This window comes from Pantoea sp. RSPAM1, assembly GCF_038816185.1.
GTDB lineage: Bacteria > Pseudomonadota > Gammaproteobacteria > Enterobacterales > Enterobacteriaceae > Pantoea > Pantoea ananatis.
The window spans coordinates 1,015,892-1,034,458 of record NZ_CP046137.1; the positions used below are offsets into that span (position 1 = coordinate 1,015,892).

At 51.6% G+C, this 18,567-nt stretch carries 17 protein-coding genes and 6 tRNA genes; 20 read left to right on the forward strand and 3 right to left on the reverse strand.

Annotated features, from left to right (window positions below; genetic code table 11):
* Nucleotides 1-12 precede the first annotated feature (12 nt).
* The 12 genes from alaS to luxS all read left to right on the forward strand — a co-directional run bounded on the left by alaS (nt 13) and on the right by luxS (nt 8,709).
* A complete protein-coding gene (gene alaS, locus GKC68_RS05410; protein ID WP_028723208.1) occupies nt 13-2,640 on the forward strand; it encodes an alanine--tRNA ligase in 2,628 nt (875 codons plus the stop codon).
* Nucleotides 2,641-2,890: 250 nt separating this feature from the next.
* On the forward strand, nt 2,891-3,076 hold the full coding sequence (csrA, locus tag GKC68_RS05415; protein WP_006120718.1) for a carbon storage regulator CsrA: 186 nt from the start codon (nt 2,891-2,893) through the stop codon (nt 3,074-3,076).
* A gap of 283 nt (nt 3,077-3,359) precedes the next feature.
* Nucleotides 3,360-3,452: transfer RNA gene (locus tag GKC68_RS05420), tRNA-Ser, on the forward strand.
* A gap of 8 nt (nt 3,453-3,460) precedes the next feature.
* Nucleotides 3,461-3,537 (forward strand) — tRNA-Arg (locus tag GKC68_RS05425).
* Nucleotides 3,538-3,807: 270 nt separating this feature from the next.
* A tRNA-Arg gene (locus tag GKC68_RS05430) sits at nt 3,808-3,884 on the forward strand.
* A gap of 53 nt (nt 3,885-3,937) precedes the next feature.
* Nucleotides 3,938-4,014: transfer RNA gene (locus tag GKC68_RS05435), tRNA-Arg, on the forward strand.
* 321 nt (nt 4,015-4,335) lie between these two features.
* Nucleotides 4,336-4,412: transfer RNA gene (locus GKC68_RS05440), tRNA-Arg, on the forward strand.
* Nucleotides 4,413-4,602: 190 nt separating this feature from the next.
* A tRNA-Arg gene (locus GKC68_RS05445) sits at nt 4,603-4,679 on the forward strand.
* 735 nt (nt 4,680-5,414) lie between these two features.
* Nucleotides 5,415-5,981: a fructose-1-phosphate/6-phosphogluconate phosphatase gene (yqaB, locus tag GKC68_RS05450; protein ID WP_028723207.1), complete on the forward strand. Its 567-nt coding sequence runs from the start codon at nt 5,415-5,417 to the stop codon at nt 5,979-5,981.
* Nucleotides 5,978-6,406 (forward strand): YqaA family protein, encoded by a 429-nt coding sequence (locus GKC68_RS05455; RefSeq protein WP_013026901.1) that lies wholly within the window; start codon nt 5,978-5,980, stop codon nt 6,404-6,406. Before yqaB ends, GKC68_RS05455 begins: the two co-directional genes overlap by 4 nt.
* Nucleotides 6,407-6,437: 31 nt before the next feature.
* The gene (gene gshA, locus GKC68_RS05460; protein WP_028723206.1) at nt 6,438-8,042 is read left to right on the forward strand and encodes a glutamate--cysteine ligase; all 1,605 of its coding nucleotides are present in this window, start codon (nt 6,438-6,440) and stop codon (nt 8,040-8,042) included.
* 151 nt (nt 8,043-8,193) lie between these two features.
* The gene (luxS, locus tag GKC68_RS05465; protein WP_013026899.1) at nt 8,194-8,709 is read left to right on the forward strand and encodes an S-ribosylhomocysteine lyase; all 516 of its coding nucleotides are present in this window, start codon (nt 8,194-8,196) and stop codon (nt 8,707-8,709) included.
* Between the two features lie 139 nt (nt 8,710-8,848).
* On the opposite strand, the gene GKC68_RS05470 is transcribed toward luxS, so the two are convergent.
* Together GKC68_RS05470 and GKC68_RS05475 are read right to left on the reverse strand one after the other, a co-directional pair.
* A complete protein-coding gene (locus tag GKC68_RS05470; RefSeq protein WP_028723205.1) occupies nt 8,849-10,135 on the reverse strand; it encodes an HlyC/CorC family transporter in 1,287 nt (428 codons plus the stop codon).
* 17 nt (nt 10,136-10,152) lie between these two features.
* Nucleotides 10,153-10,950 (reverse strand): inner membrane protein YpjD, encoded by a 798-nt coding sequence (locus GKC68_RS05475; protein ID WP_028723204.1) that lies wholly within the window; start codon nt 10,948-10,950, stop codon nt 10,153-10,155.
* A gap of 189 nt (nt 10,951-11,139) precedes the next feature.
* Between GKC68_RS05475 and ffh the strand changes: the two genes are divergently transcribed.
* From ffh to GKC68_RS05505, 6 genes are all read left to right on the forward strand, one after another.
* Nucleotides 11,140-12,501 (forward strand): signal recognition particle protein, encoded by a 1,362-nt coding sequence (ffh, locus tag GKC68_RS05480; protein WP_006120711.1) that lies wholly within the window; start codon nt 11,140-11,142, stop codon nt 12,499-12,501.
* A gap of 142 nt (nt 12,502-12,643) precedes the next feature.
* Nucleotides 12,644-12,892, forward strand: a complete 249-nt coding sequence (rpsP, locus tag GKC68_RS05485; RefSeq protein WP_033739514.1) for a 30S ribosomal protein S16 — start codon at nt 12,644-12,646, stop codon at nt 12,890-12,892.
* An 18-nt stretch (nt 12,893-12,910) separates the two neighbouring features.
* Nucleotides 12,911-13,459, forward strand: coding sequence for a ribosome maturation factor RimM (gene rimM, locus GKC68_RS05490; RefSeq protein ID WP_028723202.1), 549 nt, complete (start codon nt 12,911-12,913; stop codon nt 13,457-13,459).
* Between the two features lie 35 nt (nt 13,460-13,494).
* On the forward strand, nt 13,495-14,256 hold the full coding sequence (trmD, locus tag GKC68_RS05495; RefSeq protein ID WP_028723201.1) for a tRNA (guanosine(37)-N1)-methyltransferase TrmD: 762 nt from the start codon (nt 13,495-13,497) through the stop codon (nt 14,254-14,256).
* 42 nt (nt 14,257-14,298) lie between these two features.
* Nucleotides 14,299-14,646 (forward strand): 50S ribosomal protein L19, encoded by a 348-nt coding sequence (gene rplS / locus GKC68_RS05500; RefSeq protein WP_006120707.1) that lies wholly within the window; start codon nt 14,299-14,301, stop codon nt 14,644-14,646.
* A gap of 308 nt (nt 14,647-14,954) precedes the next feature.
* Nucleotides 14,955-15,509, forward strand: a complete 555-nt coding sequence (locus GKC68_RS05505; RefSeq protein WP_342656654.1) for a hypothetical protein — start codon at nt 14,955-14,957, stop codon at nt 15,507-15,509.
* An 18-nt stretch (nt 15,510-15,527) separates the two neighbouring features.
* On the opposite strand, the gene GKC68_RS05510 is transcribed toward GKC68_RS05505, so the two are convergent.
* The gene (locus GKC68_RS05510; RefSeq protein WP_110957595.1) at nt 15,528-16,058 is read right to left on the reverse strand and encodes a GNAT family N-acetyltransferase; all 531 of its coding nucleotides are present in this window, start codon (nt 16,056-16,058) and stop codon (nt 15,528-15,530) included.
* 283 nt (nt 16,059-16,341) lie between these two features.
* Between GKC68_RS05510 and GKC68_RS05515 the strand changes: the two genes are divergently transcribed.
* Both GKC68_RS05515 and tyrA read left to right on the forward strand, forming a co-directional pair.
* On the forward strand, nt 16,342-17,421 hold the full coding sequence (locus tag GKC68_RS05515) for a 3-deoxy-7-phosphoheptulonate synthase (protein WP_342656655.1): 1,080 nt from the start codon (nt 16,342-16,344) through the stop codon (nt 17,419-17,421).
* Between the two features lie 6 nt (nt 17,422-17,427).
* Complete coding sequence (gene tyrA / locus GKC68_RS05520; RefSeq protein ID WP_028723197.1) at nt 17,428-18,549, forward strand: bifunctional chorismate mutase/prephenate dehydrogenase; 1,122 nt, start codon at nt 17,428-17,430, stop codon at nt 18,547-18,549.
* The last annotated feature ends 18 nt before the right edge of the window (nt 18,550-18,567 follow it).

Genomic DNA, 18,567 nt, shown 5'->3' on the forward strand with positions numbered 1-18,567 from the left:
TCCAGGATATATATGAGCAAGAGCACTGCTGAGATCCGTCAAGCGTTTCTCGACTTTTTCAATAGTAAGGGACATCAGGTTGTAGCAAGCAGCTCCCTGGTACCAAACAACGATCCGACGTTGCTGTTTACCAACGCCGGAATGAACCAGTTCAAAGATGTGTTTCTGGGTCAGGAAAAGCGTGACTACACGCGAGCAACGACGTCACAACGCTGCGTACGTGCCGGCGGGAAACACAACGATCTTGAAAACGTCGGTTATACCGCGCGCCACCACACTTTTTTTGAAATGCTGGGCAACTTCAGCTTTGGCGACTACTTCAAAAAAGAAGCTATTGCATTTGCCTGGGAACTGCTGACCGGCGAGCAGTGGTTTAAGCTGCCTAAAGAGCGTCTGTGGGTCACCGTGTATGAAACCGATGACGAAGCTTACGATATCTGGGCCAACGATATTGGCGTTCCCCGTGAGCGTATTATCCGTATCGGTGATAACAAGGGCAGCGCCTACGCGTCAGATAACTTCTGGCAGATGGGTGACACCGGGCCTTGCGGTCCCTGCAGCGAAATTTTCTACGATCACGGCGACCATATCTGGGGTGGACCACCGGGCAGCCCTGAAGAGGATGGCGATCGCTATATTGAGATCTGGAACATCGTCTTTATGCAGTTTAACCGTCAGGCGGATGGCACGATGTTGCCATTACCTAAGCCCTCTGTGGATACCGGGATGGGGCTGGAACGTATTACAGCGGTTCTGCAGCATGTTAATTCAAACTATGAAATCGACCTGTTCCAGACGTTGATTGAAGCGGTTGCGAAGGTCACCGGCGCGACCGATCTGAATAATAAATCCCTGCGCGTTATTGCCGATCACATTCGTTCCTGCGCCTTCCTGATTGCCGATGGCGTCATTCCGTCGAATGAAAACCGTGGATATGTCCTGCGTCGCATCATTCGCCGCGCCGTGCGTCACGGCAATATGCTGGGTGCTAAAGACGCATTCTTCTACAAGCTGGTTGCCCCACTGATTCAGGTCATGGGCGAGGCAGGCAAAGAGTTACAGCGTCAGCAGGCACAGGTTGAGAACGTTCTGAAAAGTGAAGAAGAGCAGTTTGCTAAAACGCTTGAACGTGGCCTGGCGCTTCTGGACGAGGAACTGGCAAAACTGCAAGGTGATACGCTGGATGGCGAAACCGTCTTCCGCTTATACGATACCTTCGGTTTTCCTGCCGATTTAACAGCTGACGTTTGCCGTGAACGTAATCTCAAAATCGATGAAGCCGGTTTTGAAAAGGCGATGGAACAGCAGCGTCAGCGCGCACGTGAAGCCAGCGGCTTCGGCGCAGACTACAGCAACGTGATTCGTATCGACGCGGCTTCGTCGTTTAAAGGCTATGAGCAGTTGGATCTGACGGCGACCGTCAAGGCGCTGTTCGTTAACGGTGAAGCCGTTGACGCCCTGTCTGCCGGTCAGGACGCGGTGATTGTGCTGGATGAAACGCCATTCTATGGCGAGTCTGGCGGTCAGGTGGGCGACACGGGCGAGCTGAAAGGTAATAACGCGCTGTTTAGCGTACAGGATACGCAAAAATATGGTCAGGCGATTGGTCATGTTGGCAAACTCAGCAGCGGACAATTACGCGTTGGCGATCGTCTTGAGGCGGTGGTTGATGAGGCGCGCAGGGCTCGTATTCGTCTGAATCACTCCGCAACACATCTTTTGCATGCTGCATTGCGTCAGGTTTTAGGTGAACATGTTGCTCAAAAGGGCTCGTTGGTTAACGACAAATATTTGCGTTTTGACTTCTCACATTTTGAGGCCATGAAACCTCAGGAGATTCGTCAGGTCGAAGATATTGTTAACGCACAGATCCGTCGCAATTTGCCTGTTGAAACCCGTGTCATGGATCTTGAGGCGGCGAAAGCCAAAGGCGCGATGGCCCTGTTCGGTGAAAAATACGATCAGCAGGTTCGCGTTCTGACCATGGGGGATTTCTCGGTTGAGCTGTGTGGCGGAACGCACGCTGCGCGGACCGGTGATATCGGCCTGTTCCGCATTCAGGCCGAGTCCGGTACTGCTGCAGGGATTCGCCGCATTGAGGCGATCACAGGCGAGGCGGCTCTGGCACAGGTTTATGCGCAGAGTAGCCAGCTACAGGATATTGCCCAACTGGTGAAAGCCAACAGCAGTAACCTGAATGAAAAAGTGCGCGGGCTGGTTGATCATCTGCGTTCGCTTGAGAAAGAGTTACAGCAGTTACGCGATCAGCAGGCGGCGCAGGAAAGTGCGCAGTTGGGCAATCATGCGGTCGACGTCAAAGGCGTTAAGCTGCTGGTGACTGAGCTCAGCAACACCGATCCGAAAATGCTGAGGACCATGGTGGATGATCTGAAAAACCAGCTGGGCTCGGCGATTATCGTGCTGGCTACGGTAGCAGAGGGCAAAGTGTCACTGATTGCTGGCGTAACGAAAGATTTAACTGACCGTGTTAAGGCTGGGGAGCTCATCGCCGAACTTGCGCCTAAAGTGGGTGGCAAGGGCGGTGGCAGACCGGACATGGCGCAGGCAGGTGGCAGTGATGCTACTGCACTGAAAGGTGCGCTGGCAGGTGTTGAAGGATGGGTTTCGAGCCGTCTGTAATGAAATAAAATAATTCATCGTAGTAAGCGCCAGAACTGATGTTCCGGCGCTTTTTAATACGATGTTAAATTTGCTAGTGACAAAGTCGGGTTGATGTAGCGTATTTCGGCTAAACTATTTATCAGCAGAATGTATTGGCGCGTTGATGTGCAATGGTGTATTTCTCATAGCCTGTGTACAGCGTTAAGTGATGGATAACGCCGGGAAGCTTTATCAAGCCCGACTCTTTTAATCTTTCAAGGAGCAAAGAATGCTTATTCTAACTCGTCGAGTTGGTGAAACCCTCATGATTGGTGATGAGGTGACTGTAACGGTACTGGGCGTCAAAGGTAACCAGGTCCGCATTGGTGTTAATGCACCAAAAGAAGTGTCTGTGCATCGCGAAGAGATTTATCAGCGCATCCAGGCCGAAAAAACGCAACAAACCAACGTTTGACAGATTCAGCGTCTCGCACCTGTGCGAGACGCTACCCTTTGTTTCCCCCGTCTCGCCTTTTCTTTTTCCTCTTTATCTACCATTTTTGTTAACTTCATCATCTTTGATTGTTGATTATTCACTCTTTTTGCGGTCATTTTGTCCCAATTGCGTGTCATTTGTTCAAACGGAAAAAACCTTCCGAAAAATTGTTTGACTTATAAGTGCGGGAAAGTAATATGTGCGCCACGCAGTGCCGATGAGCAGAAACAAGTTCAGAAGCGCAGTTCGGAAGAACGCGTAAGGTGAGGTGGCCGAGAGGCTGAAGGCGCTCCCCTGCTAAGGGAGTATACGGTCAAAAGCTGTATCGAGGGTTCGAATCCCTCCCTCACCGCCATTTCCGATGCATCCGTAGCTCAGCTGGATAGAGTACTCGGCTACGAACCGAGCGGTCGGAGGTTCGAATCCTCCCGGATGCACCATACTCTTCGTGATTGAAGTGTATTCCTGGTCTGTAAGACATAGTCGATTTGTCAGCCAGAACCAGGGAGGATAACGTTGCTTCAGCAACGGCCCACAGGGTGAGGCGTAAGCCGAATAATCCTCCCTGATGCACTATATCGTTGAATATGGATATGTTGATGTCAGGCGAAGCGCCGCAGAAAACATTGTCGGAACAGAGTTGTAAAGTGAACTAGCAATTCCTTCATGGTGAGTCGTTAGCACCCTGCGTTGTACAAGAATTTCATAATGCATCCGTAGCTCAGCTGGATAGAGTACTCGGCTACGAACCGAGCGGTCGGAGGTTCGAATCCTCCCGGATGCACCATTCTTCGTATTACCCCCAGGTTGATTTCTGTCAGTCCATAAAAAATCATCAATGCATCCGTAGCTCAGCTGGATAGAGTACTCGGCTACGAACCGAGCGGTCGGAGGTTCGAATCCTCCCGGATGCACCATATTCTGCAGTGCTCAAGCGAAGCCTCTCTGTCATAATCAGGTGTCATCACAGCAAGCACCAGGGAGGATAACGTTGCTTCAGCAACGGCCCGAAGGGTGAGGCGTCAGCCGAGTCATCCTCCCGGATGCACCATATTCTGCAGTGCTAAAGCGAAGCCTCTCTGTCATAATCAGGTGTCATCACAGTGAACACCAGGGAGGTTAACGTTGCTTCAGCAACGGCCCGAAGAATGAGGCGTCAGCCGAGTCATCCACCCGGATGCACGATTCTTCGTATTACCCCCAGGTTGATTTCTGTCAGTCCATAAAAAATTATCAATGCATCCGTAGCTCAGCTGGATAGAGTACTCGGCTACGAACCGAGCGGTCGGAGGTTCGAATCCTCCCGGATGCACCATACTTTTCGGTATGGACGTGTATTCCTGGTCTGTAAGACATAGTCGATTTGTCAGGCAGAGCCAGGGAGGATAACGTTTGCTTCAGCAACGGCCCGAAGGGTGAGGCGTCAGCCGAGTCATCCACCCGGATGCACGATTCTTCGTATTACCCCCAGCTTGATTTCTGTCAGTCCATAAAAAATTATCAATGCATCCGTAGCTCAGCTGGATAGAGTACTCGGCTACGAACCGAGCGGTCGGAGGTTCGAATCCTCCCGGATGCACCATATTCTGCAGTGCTCAAGCGAAGCCTCTCTGTCATAACCAGGTGTCATCACAGCAAGCACCGGGGAGGATAACGTTGCTTCAGCAACGGCCCAAAGGGCGAGGCGTCAGCCGAGTCATCCTCCCGGATGCACCATACTTTTCGGTATGGACGTGTATTCCTGGTCTGTAAGACATAGTCGATTTGTCAGGCAGAGCCAGGGAGGATAACGTTGCTTCAGCAACGGCCCGAAGGGCGAGGCGTCAGCCGAGTCACTGTCTAACGAATCTTCTGGCCGAAATCCCCCGCATATGACCTGTGAAGCCATGGTGTTATCAGGCTCAGACAACACTGTTCGTCCTCTCTGTTTACTCAGACGACCTGAGTACGCCTCACCTGAATGCCCTCAAACCTCACCTGTGTCGCGCAAGCTTTGGTTTATGCGGCCTGAACGCGTCCGGGCTTTAAGGCGTGATCGTAGTCGCAATCTTGTGCCAGAATCACATTGATTGTGGTGATACATTTTCTGCTGAAGATTGTTAATCCTTGATAACATTCCTGGCATAGCGCTTACCTCCTGCATCGCTGCTAAAATCACAGGGAATTCGCGACCTTACAGGCTTTCCAACCCGATCACCTTTATCTGAAAACTAAAATAGCTAATGCTTTCAAAGCATTTGCTGTTCATCCCGCCTGGCGACAACCTACGCACATTCAGCTAAAGTAATGGCTCATTTGTTGGAGGTCCTCAGTGACAATCTACGATCAATACGACGCCCTGATTTTCGATATGGACGGTACTATTCTTGATACTGAACCGACACATCGAAAAGCGTGGCGCCAGGTGCTGTCACGCTATGGCCTGGCGTTCGATGAAGCGCGCGTAACGGCGTTCAACGGTGCGCCCTCATGGCAACTGGCGAAGTTCATTATTGAAACCAATAATTCAGATCGCGATCCTTATTTACTCGCCGCTGAAAAAACGGCAGCGGTGAAAGCGATGCTGCTGGATAACGTGCAGCCGCTTCCGCTCATGGAGGTCGTCAAGGCGTACTCGGGTCGCCGCCCTTTGGCTGTGGGTACAGGTAGTGAGCACGCTATGGCTGATGCGCTGCTCAGCCAGTTGGGTGTCAGAGATCTCTTTTCTGCTGTGGTGGGGGCCGACGACGTGCAGCGTCACAAGCCTGAGCCCGATACTTTTCTACGCTGTGCTGCGCTGATGGGCATCGCGCCAGAGCGCTGTGTGGTGTTCGAAGACGCTGATTTTGGCGTGCAGGCAGCAAAGGCCGCTGGGATGGCCGTGGTTGATGTTCGCCTGCTGTGAGCGAAACACTGGCTTATGTGTCTTTATTGAGTAGCAGCTTTCTCAGTGCGACGTTACTTCCGGGTAGCTCAGAGGCGCTGTTAGTTGCACTACTGATCGCGAAAAGCGCATCAGTCTATGGGTTGATTTTAGTCGCATCGTTAGGGAATACCCTGGGTGGCTTGACCAACATAATTTTGGGTCGCTTATTGCCGTTAAAACGTCAGGGGCGATGGCATGAGACAGCGATGACGTGGTTGCAACGGCTGGGGCCGGCAGCACTGTTGTTAAGTTGGCTACCGGTTGTAGGCGATCTGCTCTGCGTTCTTGCAGGTTGGTTACGCTTTGGCTGGTTGCCCTCGATACTGTTTCTGGCTATCGGTAAAACGCTGCGTTATATCGTTATTGCGACCGCCACATTACAGGGCATGGAATGGTGGCATTGATTCGTACTGATTCGGGGCTAGGGTTAACACTATGCTGAACAAAAATAAATTATTCACACAGCGGGAGGTTAATGTGATCCCCGACGTATCAAAAGCGTTATCCTGGCTGGAAGCGCATCCTGATGCACTTAAAGGCATTGGCCGTGGCATTGAACGTGAAACGCTGCGTGTGCAACCAGATGGTCATCTTGCGACGACCGCGCATCCAGAGTCACTGGGATCGGCGCTTAAGCATGACTGGATCACCACCGACTTTGCTGAAACGCTGCTGGAGTTTATCACCCCGGTTGATCACAGCATCGATCACATGCTGGCTTTTTTGCGTGACGTTCATCGTCATGTTGCCCGCGAACTCGGTGAAGAGCGCATGTGGCCTTTCAGCATGCCTTGCCTGATTGAGGATGCGGATAAAATTACGCTGGCACAATACGGCAAATCCAATATCGGTCGTATGAAAACCCTTTACCGTCAGGGATTAAAGAACCGCTATGGCGCGTTGATGCAAACCATCTCCGGTATCCATTACAACTTCTCGCTGCCGCTGTCCTTCTGGCAGGCCTGGGCGGACGTAAAAGATTATGAAAGCGGTAAAGAAACCATTTCTGCCGGTTATCTGCGGCTGATCCGCAACTACTATCGCTTTGGCTGGATCATCCCTTATCTGTTTGGCGCATCGCCTGCAATTTGTTCCAGTTTCCTGCAGGGCAGAGAGAGCGCGCTGCCGTTTGACACCGATAATAAAGGTACGCTCTGGCTTCCGTATGCCACTTCACTGCGTCTGAGTGACCTTGGCTATACCAATAAGTCGCAGAGCTCGCTGGGTATTACCTTTAACTCTCTTGAGGGTTATGTCAGCGCCCTGAAAAAAGCGATTAAAACGCCTTCTGAAGACTTCGTAAAGATGGGCACGCGGGATGCAGACGGAAACTGGTTGCAGCTGAACACTAACGTTCTGCAGATTGAGAATGAGCTCTATGCGCCGATTCGTCCCAAGCGCGTTACCCGATCCGGCGAAGCGCCTTCCGATGCCCTGCAACGTGGCGGTATCGAGTACATCGAAGTGCGCTCCATGGACATTAATCCTTTCTCGCCCATCGGGGTAGATGAAAACCAGGTACGGTTCCTGGATCTGTTCCTGATTTGGTGCACGCTGGCAGATGCGCCAGAGATGAGCTCTGATGAATTGCAGTGCAGTCGGCAGAACTGGAATCGCGTGGTGCTGGAAGGGCGCAAACCCGATCTGAAAATTGCAGTCGGTTGTGGTGAAGCAGAGTATTCACTGGTCGAGGTCGGCAAGACACTGTTTGCTGATTTGCGTCGCGTTGCGGAAGCGCTAGACAGCAATCAAGGCACAACAGAATATCAGCAAGTCTGTGATGAACTGGTAGCATCCTTCGACGATCCTGAGCTAACCTATTCGGCGCGTATTCTCAAAGCCATGAAAGAAACCGGCGTGACGGGAACAGGCATCGCTCTGGCAGAGCAGTATCAGCAGTTGCTGGTCAACGAGCCACTGGACGTGCTCAAGCCGGAAGACTTTGCGCGTCAGGCACAGGCATCCGTTGCCGCGCAGCAGCAGCTTGAAGCGAGTGATACGTTAGATTTTGAAACCTATCTGGCTGGCCGGGAAGGGTAGAAAAGAAAAAGGCCACATCAATGTGGCCAAATTAACATCTCTGTTGTCAGGGATGGATGATAACAAATGCGCGTCTTTCATATATTCAGACGCTGGGCGATCGGAAAAGTTTCATCGTTCGCAAAAAAATTTTCAGACCAAGAGGTGACGTATGCCATTACTGGATAGTTTTACTGTTGATCACACCATCATGGCCGCGCCCGCAGTGCGTGTAGCAAAAACCATGAAGACTCCCCATGGCGATACGATTACTGTTTTTGACCTGCGTTTTTGTCGCCCCAATATCGACATTCTGACTGAACGTGGGATCCACACGCTTGAGCATCTGTTTGCAGGCTTTATGCGTAACCATCTCAACGGTAACGGCGTAGAGATTGTTGATATTTCACCTATGGGTTGCCGCACAGGCTTCTACATGAGCCTGATTGGTACACCAGACGAGCAACGTGTGGCACAAGCCTGGAAAGGCGCGATGGAAGACGTGCTGAAGGTGAAAGATCAGAATCAGATTCCAGAGCTGAACGAATATCAGTGTGGCAGCTATAAACTGCATTCTCTGGATGAAGCTCAGCAAATTGCCCGCAACGTGCTGGCGCAGGAGATCGGTGTTAACCACAATGACGATCTGAAACTGCCTGCCGAAAAACTGAAAGAACTGCACATCTAGTCAGTTAAGTTGGTCCGGACAGTAAAACGCCGCACATGAGCGGCGTTTTTTATAACAGCGCCTGCATGACAACGATGGGCTTTTCAAAAAACTGCGGGTCGGGCGAAAAAAACCGCCGTACAAGGCGGTTTTTATAGCATCAGGATCCTACGGATTGCTTGAGCGGTGTCTGTGGTGTAATGCGAACCTGCTTAATCATATTGTCCTGCACATCCAGAATATCAACATCATAGTGATTCACCTGAACGCGCGTGTTCACTGTCGGAATCTCTTCCAGTGCTTCCAGTAACATACCGTTGATGGTGCGCGCTTCCTGCTCAGGCAGTTGCCAGTTGAAGGCTTTATTGATCTCACGAATATTCGCGCTACCTTCAATCAGCACGGAACCATCATTTTGCGGCATCACTTCTTCAGCCAGCGAGGGAGACATTGAGGTCGTGAAATCCCCAACAATCTCTTCCAGAATATCTTCGATAGAGATTAAGCCCTTGATATCGCCATACTCATCCACAACCAGACCGGTCTTTTTCTTGTTGCGCTGAAATTTCACCAACTGAACGTTGAGCGGCGTGCCTTCGGGAATGTAGTAGATCTCGTCGGCCGCACGCAGCAGCATCTCTTTCGTAAACTCTTTTTTCTCGGTCATCATGCGCCAGGCTTCGCGCACCCGCAGCATCCCTACACAATCATCCAGCGAATCACGGAACAGGACAATGCGGCCATGCGGTGAATGGCTTAACTGACGGATGACTGATTTCCAGTCATCGTTGATGTTAATACCAACAATCTCGTTACGCGGCACCATAATGTCGTCCACACTGACCTTTTCAAGGTCCAGTACAGATAACAACATATCCTGATTGCGGCGCGACATGTGCGTACGCGATTCATAAACGATGGTTCGCAACTCTTCTTTGCTGAGCGCTGAATTGATCGCACCATCCGCCCGGATGCCCACCAGTCGCATCAGCAGTCGGGTAATGGTGTTAAGCAACCATACCAGGGGCAGCATGATGTATTGCAGCGGACCGAGCAGAAAGCTACTGGGGTAAGCGACTTTTTCTGGATAAAGTGCAGCAACCGTCTTGGGCAGCACTTCTGCAAATACCAGTACAACAAATGTCAGGATACCGGTCGCGATCGCGACACCGGCATCGCCATACAAACGCATCCCTACGATAGTACCAATGGCGGACGCCAGAATATTGACCAGGTTATTTCCGATCAGCACCAGGCTGATGAGGCGATCCGGGCGCTTTAACAATTTTTCAACGCGGCGGGCGGCGCGATGGCCATGTTTAGCCTGATGGCGCAGTTTATAACGATTGAGCGTCATCATGCCGGTTTCAGAACCGGAAAAGTAGGCTGAAACCAGAACCATAATGATTAACGTGACAATCAGGGTCGTGGTCGAAACATGTTCCACCGCAAAACTTCCTTTTATTAAGAACTGTGAATGAGCAGGTGTTGCAGTATGCGACTGCCAAAGTACGCCATCGTGAGCAGCGCTGCGCCGCCGCAGTTAAACCACACGACGCGGCGACCACGCCAGCCTTCATGATAGTGGCCCCAGAGCAGAACGATGTAGACAAACCAGGCAATAATCGACAGCACGGCCTTATCCACGTTCTCGGCGCTGAACAGATCGTGCATATAAAACAGGCCGGTACACAGCACCAGCGTCAGTAACACAACGCCAACCTGGGTGATGTGAAACATTTTACGTTCAATGGTCAGCAGCGGTGGCATGTCCTGAGTGAAAGCCAGTTTTTTGTTCTTTAGCTGGTAATCAATCCACGCAAGCTGCAACGCGTACAACGCCGCAATAATCAGTGTGGCATAGGCAAACAGCGACAGCCCGATATGAATCATAATGCCGGGCGTGGTTTCCAGGTGCGTAATAAACGCATTGGGTACAAAAGTGGCAAAAGCCAGGTTAATTAATGCAAAGCTGTAAACAATCGGCAGCAGTAGCCAGCCGCGATTTCGCGAGGCAACAATGGTCATGATTGCACAAATCAACAGGCTGACCAGAGAGCCGATATTCAGCAGGCTGAGGTTTTGCCCGCCATCGACAGCAAAAATACGTTGCTGCAAAGCAATCGCATGCGTGATGAGCGCCACGCAGGCGGACAGCACAGCTAACCTGCGCCAGCCGCTTTGACGCTTCAACAGGCTGGGGATGATGAGTGCAAGACTCAGGGAGTAGGCGAACAGCGCCACAATCGAGAAAACGGACATAGTTCCTTTCGGGCATCAGTCAGATAAAGGAAAAGGGCAGTATAGCGCCAGCCGCAGCAGGCTCCAAACGATCTGAGGTGGAATTGAAGAGGAACTGAGGTGGAAGTGAAGAGATCGCCTTGGCTTCGTGTTATAATCCGCCGCATTCTGCCGGAATGGCGCCTCGCGATTTTTTTTAAGTGAGAGACAATGTTTGACAATTTAACCGATCGTTTGTCGCAAACTCTGCGCAATATCAGCGGCCGCGGAAGGCTGACTGAAGACAACATTAAAGATACGCTGCGTGAAGTGCGCATGGCGCTGCTGGAAGCTGACGTTGCGCTGCCGGTGGTGCGTGATTTTATCAACCGCGTAAAAGAAAGCGCGGTGGGCCATGACGTCAATAAAAGCCTGACGCCGGGACAGGAATTTATCAAAATCGTCCGCAACGAACTGGTTGCGGCGATGGGCGCAGAAAACAACGCGCTGGATCTTGCCGCGCAGCCGCCGGCGGTTGTGCTGATGGCGGGCCTGCAGGGTGCGGGTAAAACCACCAGTGTCGGTAAACTGGGTAAATTCCTGCGTGAAAAGCACAAGAAAAAAGTGCTGGTGGTGTCGGCGGACGTTTATCGCCCAGCGGCGATCAAACAGCTTGAAACACTGGCACAACAGGTCGGTGTAGATTTTTGCCCGTCTGATCTAAGCCAGAAGCCTGTTGATATCGTCAACAACGCGCTGCGTGAAGCCAAACTCAAGTTTTACGACGTATTACTTGTGGATACCGCGGGTCGTTTGCACGTTGACGAAGCGATGATGGACGAGATTAAACAGGTTCATGCCGCGATTAATCCGGTTGAAACCCTGTTTGTCGTGGATGCCATGACCGGTCAGGACGCGGCGAATACCGCTAAGGCCTTTAACGAAGCGCTACCGCTGACCGGGGTTATCCTGACGAAAGTGGATGGTGACGCCCGTGGCGGTGCCGCGCTGTCGATTCGCCATATCACGGGCAAGCCAATCAAATTTATGGGGATGGGCGAGAAGACTGATGCACTGGAAGCGTTTTATCCGGACCGTATCGCCTCACGCATCCTTGGTATGGGCGACGTTCTCTCGCTTATCGAAGATATCGAAAGCAAAGTTGACCGCGCCCAAGCGGAAAAACTGGCGAAGAAGCTGAAAACCGGCGACGGGTTTGATCTTAACGACTTCCTTGAGCAGTTGAAGCAGATGCGTAACATGGGTGGCATGGCGAGCCTGATGGGCAAGCTGCCGGGCATGGGGCAACTGCCTGACAACGTGAAATCGCAGATGGATGACAAAGTGCTGGTGCGCATGGAAGCCATCATCAACTCGATGACGCGCAAAGAGCGTGAAAAACCAGAAATCATCAAAGGTTCGCGCAAGCGCCGCATCGCTACCGGCTCGGGCATGCAGGTGCAGGACGTTAACCGCTTATTAAAGCAGTTCGACGACATGCAGCGGATGATGAAGAAAATGAAGAAGGGCGGAATGGCGAAAATGATGCGCGGCATGAAAGGTATGATGCCGCCAGGTTTCCCCGGACGCTAATGGGTTCCACAAAAAAGCCTGGGAGCGCTCAGTTTAGGTTGCTTTTTGCGCCAAAATGAGTAAAATTTTCGGGCTTTTTATACAGCACCCGGACCCCGTTCCTCGATGGGGGCCGGGTGTTTTATTAACTGAAGAGGATGTTATGGTAACAATTCGTTTGGCACGTCACGGCGCTAAAAAGCGTCCGTTCTATCAGGTCGTCGTTACTGACAGCCGCAATGCACGCAACGGTCGCTTCATCGAGCGCGTAGGTTTCTTCAACCCGATCGCTTCTGGTCAGGCTGAAGCACTGCGTCTGGATCTGGATCGTATCGAGCACTGGGTTGGCCAGGGCGCAACGCTTTCTGATCGCGTTAACGCGCTGATCAAAGAAGCAAAGAAAGCAGCTTAATCTGTCACGGTGGTGAGCATGAGCAGACAACTTGCCGCACAGGCACCTGTTAACCCGATTGTATTGGGCAAAATGGGCGCTGCATACGGCATTCGCGGCTGGCTCAAAGTGTTTTCCTCCACTGAAGACGCTGAAAGCATCTTTGACTACCAACCCTGGTTTATCCAGCGCGCCGGTAAATGGCAGCAGGTAGAACTGGATGGTTGGAAGCACCACAATCAGGACCTGATCATCAAAGTCAAAGGCATTGACGATCGGGATGCGGCGGCACAGTTGACCAATTGCGAAATTCAGGTCGACTCGACGCAACTGCCTGCGCTGGATAACGGTGAGTACTACTGGAAAGACCTGATGGGTTGCAAGGTAGTCAACGTTGAAGGTTACGAACTGGGCAAAGTCATCGATATGATGGAAACCGGTTCGAACGACGTTCTCGTCGTCAAGGCAAACCTGAAAGATGCGTTTGGTGTACAGGAGCGGTTAATTCCGTTTCTTGATGAACAGGTTATCAAGAAAGTCGATCTCTCTACTGGCCTTATTGAAGTAGATTGGGATCCTGGTTTTTGATCTCCGAATCAAACGGTAACGTAACGGCGAAGACAATGTGGATTGGTGTAATTAGCCTGTTTCCAGAAATGTTTCGCGCTATTACCGATTACGGGGTAACTGGCCGGGCAGTAAAAAATGGCCTGCTCAGCGTTCAAAGCTGGAGTCCACGTGACTTCACGCACGACCGGCACCGTACTGTGGACGATCGTCCTTATGGTGGCGGACCGGGAATGCTGATGATGGTACAACCTTTACGGGATGCCATCTCCGCAGCGAAAGCAGCGGCGGGAGAGGGTGCCAGGGTGATATATCTTTCACCTCAGGGCCGCAAACTGGACCAACAGGGCGTTTGCGAACTGGCGTCACGCGACAAGTTAATTCTTGTCTGTGGTCGCTACGAAGGGATTGATGAGCGCGTAATCCAGACCGAGATTGATGAAGAATGGTCAATCGGTGATTACGTTCTCAGCGGCGGGGAACTGCCAGCAATGACGATGATTGACGCAGTCGCCCGGTTCATTCCGGGAGTACTCGGCAAGCAGGCGTCAGCCGATGAGGATTCGTTCTCGGAGGGGTTGCTGGACTGCCCGCACTATACCCGACCTGAAGTGTTAGAAGGGATGGACGTTCCGCCAGTTTTGCTGTCGGGCAACCATGCCGATATTCGCCAGTGGCGCCTGAAACAGTCGCTAGGCCGTACCTGGCTGAGAAGACCTGAACTTCTGGAAAACCTGGCTCTGACTGAAGAGCAAGCAAGGTTGCTTAAGGCGTTCCAACAGGAACACCAGCAACAAAACGATGATGCGGAAGAGTAATCTTCCCTGACTATCAGTTTACCCAGGATAAGAGATTTAATTATGAGCAACATTATTAAGCAAATTGAACAAGAGCAGATGAAACAGGACGTACCTTCCTTCCGTCCGGGTGATACCGTGGAAGTGAAAGTATGGGTCGTTGAAGGTTCTAAAAAACGTCTGCAGGCATTCGAGGGCGTGGTTATCGCTATTCGTAACCGCGGTCTGCACTCTGCATTCACTGTTCGCAAAATTTCTAACGGCGAAGGCGTTGAGCGTGTCTTCCAGACTCACTCTCCGGTAATTGACAGCATCGCTGTTAAACGTCGTGGCGCTGTGCGTAAAGCCAAACTGTACTACCTGCGTGAGCGTACTGGTAAGTCTGCTCGTATCAAAGAGCGTCTTAGCTAAGGTATCGCTAACGCGACATCTAAAAGTTAATAGCAAACAAGGGGTTGGCAATGTGCCAGCCCCTTTTTTATGCCAGTGCCTACAAAATGCCTACGCCGAATATTTGCCGTCATCTGTAGGTAAAGTGAGCCAGACCAAAACGCTGTCTCACATAAAGGAAAACCGGTTGGAACTGAACAGGTATCTTTGCGATGCCGTGTGTGCGTCCTGAGCATGCAAACCGCCGGGATGCTGCGTAACGCAATCTGCTCGTCATCGTACACAACCGATTATTCTCTTATTCACTCTCATTGCCCTAAGGACAGGTTTTGAAAGACGTCGTTTTATTCGTTTCCGGCTTTATCTTTTCGCTCGCCTCCTTCTGTTCAGCGCGCTATGCACTGGAAGGCAACAAGCATAAGTGGCTTTGCCGCTGCCTGACCGCAGTCTGGGTAAGCATGGGATTCGTGTTGTTTCCCCTTTTTCTTGCGCTGGGGTTGTATGGTCCGGCCCTGATCTTTGTGGCGGCTAACGTGATCCTCGTTTGGGCAGGCCGCGAACACAAAAAAGAACTGGCACGTAAGAACAAAAAGACGACGGCGGTGACGGCGCATGTACCCCTGGTCGAGGTTGATATGCCCTGGCTGAGTCTAAAAGAGATCGGCTTCAGCTATTTTGACTACGAGGGTAAGGTGGCTTACCGGCGCGTGGATGTGGAGTCCTGCGATGGGATGTTTATCAAAGGCTATTGTCATTTCCACAGAGAGATGCGCGCATTCGAACTGGTACGGATCGAATCCGGCATTATCATTCTGCGTAATACAGGGAAAACCATGGACGTTAACAGCTGGCTTATCGCTTATGTTGAGGCCTACGACCGCTGAATTCCACCTCATGCCTTTTCATGAAGGGCGCTGGAAATGATAGATCGCCGCGTTGACCGGTCCGCTGTCTAAAACAATTAAACCATAACGGTAATCGATAAAGCGCCCGCCACTCTTTTCCGCCACACGTCTGCTGGCGAAGTTATTCTCAACCGCCAGCAGTTCTATTGTCTGTACATCCGGGCGCGCAAAGCCAAATTCCAGTAACAGCTTTACCGCTTGCGTGGCAACGCCCTGACGCTGCGCGTCACTGCGAACCCAGTACCCCAAAGCGCAAAACTCTCCCGGTTTTTTAGCAAAGCGAATTCCGGCACCGCCTAACAGCCGGTTCTGGGCATCCACGATGGCAAATTCTTCCGCTTCTTTAAGTGCGCGTTGTAGGTGTGTAAAGCGAATCCAGCTTTCGGCTTCATCCGGATGATAAGCCGGATGCGCCCAACTCATCCAGGGCAATAATGTGTCCAGAGAGGCGTTAACGGCCGAAGTGAAGGCCTCAATATCTTTTAAATCAAAAGGTCGCAGGCGAATTGTTGAAGCAGTGGGAATCATGCTCTCATCCTTGTAGGTTGACGTCATTATAGTAACAGGCAACGGTTGTGTGAAAAATCCCATGAGTGTACATTTAAATTTACATTATTGATTGCATGGATGTTTTGGTGATTTATATTAAGATATTGATAAATATCGACTAATTATCTTAATTGGCTTAATTGTTTTCAGGTGGTAAATAAAGTGTACATTCAGGATTGTCATGTGTACCACTTATGATACAGTGGACCGTCTCCTCCATGAGGATCCCGTGACCGCATAAATGAGTGTAAAGGACAGGACGATGCAAAAAGACGCGTTAAACAATGTTCATATCGCCAATGAGCAGGTGTTGATTACTCCCGAAGAGCTTAAAGCGAAATTCCCGCTGAGCAATGCGCAGCAGGCGCAAATCGCCGCCTCGCGCCAGACGATTGCGGATATCATTGCAGGCCGTGATCCCCGCCTGTTAGTGGTTTGTGGCCCATGCTCAATTCACGATACTGAAGCTGCTCTGGATTATGCGCGTCGTCTGCAAAGCCTTTCTGAGCAGGTGAAAGATCGCCTGTACCTTGTTATGCGCGTCTACTTTGAGAAACCCCGCACGACCGTTGGCTGGAAGGGGTTAATTAACGATCCTTTCATGGATAACTCATTTGATATGGAAGCGGGTTTGCACATTGCCCGTGAGTTGCTGGTTAATCTTGTCGATATGGGCTTGCCGTTAGCGACGGAAGCGCTGGATCCAAACAGCCCGCAATATTTGGGCGATCTGTTTAGCTGGTCGGCAATTGGCGCACGCACGACGGAATCACAAACCCACCGTGAAATGGCTTCAGGCCTGTCAATGCCGGTGGGCTTTAAAAACGGTACCGACGGCAGCCTGGGTACGGCGATCAATGCCATGCGCGCGGCGGCAATGCCTCATCGGTTTGTGGGTATCAATCAGTCAGGCCAGGTTTGCCTGTTGCAAACCCAGGGAAATCCTGACGGGCACGTTATTTTACGCGGCGGCAAAGCACCAAACTACAGTCCGGAAGACGTGGCACAATGTGAAACGGCCATGCTTAAAGCGGGACTCCGCCCGGCCTTAATGATAGATTGCAGCCACGGTAACTCTGATAAAGACTACCGCCGTCAGCCTGGCGTCGCGCAATCGGCTATCGATCAGATCAAGAAAGGCAACTGTTCGATTATTGGCCTGATGCTGGAAAGCCACATTAATGAAGGCAATCAGTCTTCCGAGCAGCCGCGCAGTGAGATGAAGTACGGCGTCTCTGTTACCGATGCCTGCATCAACTGGAACGTCACCGAGGCGTTACTGCGCGAAATGCATGATGAGCTAAACGAGGTTCTGTCGGCGCGTCTTTCACACGAGGTGTAGTGGGCAATGGTGGCTGAATTAACTGCATTACGCGAACAAATTGATACGGTAGATAAAGCACTGCTGGATCTCCTGGCAAAACGTCTGGAACTGGTAGCGGAAGTCGGCGAAGTTAAAAGCCGCCATGGTTTGCCAATCTATGTTCCAGAGCGGGAAGCTTCTATGCTGGCGTCCCGTCGCAAAGAGGCCGAAGCGCTGGGCGTGCCTGGCGATCTGATTGAAGACGTATTGCGCCGCGTCATGCGAGAATCCTATACCAGCGAAAATGATAAAGGGTTTAAAACCCTGCGTCCCGAGTTACGTCCGGTGGTGATCGTCGGCGGTAATGGCCAGATGGGACGCCTGTTTAATAAAATGCTGACGCTGTCGGGCTACCAGGTAAAAACGCTGGATAAAGATGACTGGGATCGGGCGGAAACGCTGTTCAGCGATGCCGGTATGGTGATCATCAGCGTACCTATCCATCTGACCGGGCAGGTGATTCAACAACTCCCTGCGCTGCCGGATGACTGTATCCTGGTGGATCTGGCGTCCGTCAAGCATCGTCCTCTACAGGCGATGCTGGCGGCGCATCAGGGACCGGTACTCGGTCTGCATCCTATGTTCGGGCCGGACAGCGGCAGTCTTGCCAAGCAGGTTGTGGTCTGGTGCGATGGGCGGCAGCCGGAAGCCTATCAGTGGTTTCTGGAGCAGATACAGGTCTGGGGAGCGCGCCTGCATCGCATTGGGGCAGAAGAACACGACCAGAACATGGCATTTATCCAGGCGCTGCGCCATTTCGCGACTTTTGCTTATGGTCTTCACCTGGCTGAAGAGAATGTCAATCTTGATCAGCTTCTGTCTTTATCCTCGCCCATTTACCGGCTTGAGCTGGCAATGGTGGGGCGCCTGTTTGCACAGGATCCGCAGCTGTATGCGGATATCATCATGTCGTCTGAAAATAACCTGAACCTTATCAAACGCTATTATCAGCGCTTTGGTGAAGCCATTGCCCTGCTGGAACAAGGCGATAAAAACGCCTTTATTGCCAGCTTCAACCGGGTCGAAGCGTGGTTTGGCGACCACGCAAAACGCTTTTTGGTTGAGAGCCGGAGCCTGCTGCGCTCGGCGAACGACAGCCGGCCATAAGCTAAAAAGGCATCCAGT

Bases quoted from the DNA above. Each gene is read 5' to 3' on its own strand.
- tyrA (WP_028723197.1), top strand. From the start codon at position 17,428: ATGGTGGCTGAATTAACTGCATTACGCGAACAAATTGATACGGTAGAT.
- ffh (WP_006120711.1), top strand. From the start codon at position 11,140: ATGTTTGACAATTTAACCGATCGTTTGTCGCAAACTCTGCGCAATATC.
- GKC68_RS05515 (WP_342656655.1), top strand. From the start codon at position 16,342: ATGCAAAAAGACGCGTTAAACAATGTTCATATCGCCAATGAGCAGGTG.
- trmD (WP_028723201.1), top strand. From the start codon at position 13,495: ATGTGGATTGGTGTAATTAGCCTGTTTCCAGAAATGTTTCGCGCTATT.
- rplS (WP_006120707.1), top strand. From the start codon at position 14,299: ATGAGCAACATTATTAAGCAAATTGAACAAGAGCAGATGAAACAGGAC.
- GKC68_RS05510 (WP_110957595.1), bottom strand. From the start codon at position 16,058: ATGATTCCCACTGCTTCAACAATTCGCCTGCGACCTTTTGATTTAAAA.
- rimM (WP_028723202.1), top strand. From the start codon at position 12,911: ATGAGCAGACAACTTGCCGCACAGGCACCTGTTAACCCGATTGTATTG.
- alaS (WP_028723208.1), top strand. From the start codon at position 13: ATGAGCAAGAGCACTGCTGAGATCCGTCAAGCGTTTCTCGACTTTTTC.
- gshA (WP_028723206.1), top strand. From the start codon at position 6,438: ATGCTGAACAAAAATAAATTATTCACACAGCGGGAGGTTAATGTGATC.
- luxS (WP_013026899.1), top strand. From the start codon at position 8,194: ATGCCATTACTGGATAGTTTTACTGTTGATCACACCATCATGGCCGCG.
- GKC68_RS05475 (WP_028723204.1), bottom strand. From the start codon at position 10,950: ATGTCCGTTTTCTCGATTGTGGCGCTGTTCGCCTACTCCCTGAGTCTT.
- csrA (WP_006120718.1), top strand. From the start codon at position 2,891: ATGCTTATTCTAACTCGTCGAGTTGGTGAAACCCTCATGATTGGTGAT.
- rpsP (WP_033739514.1), top strand. From the start codon at position 12,644: ATGGTAACAATTCGTTTGGCACGTCACGGCGCTAAAAAGCGTCCGTTC.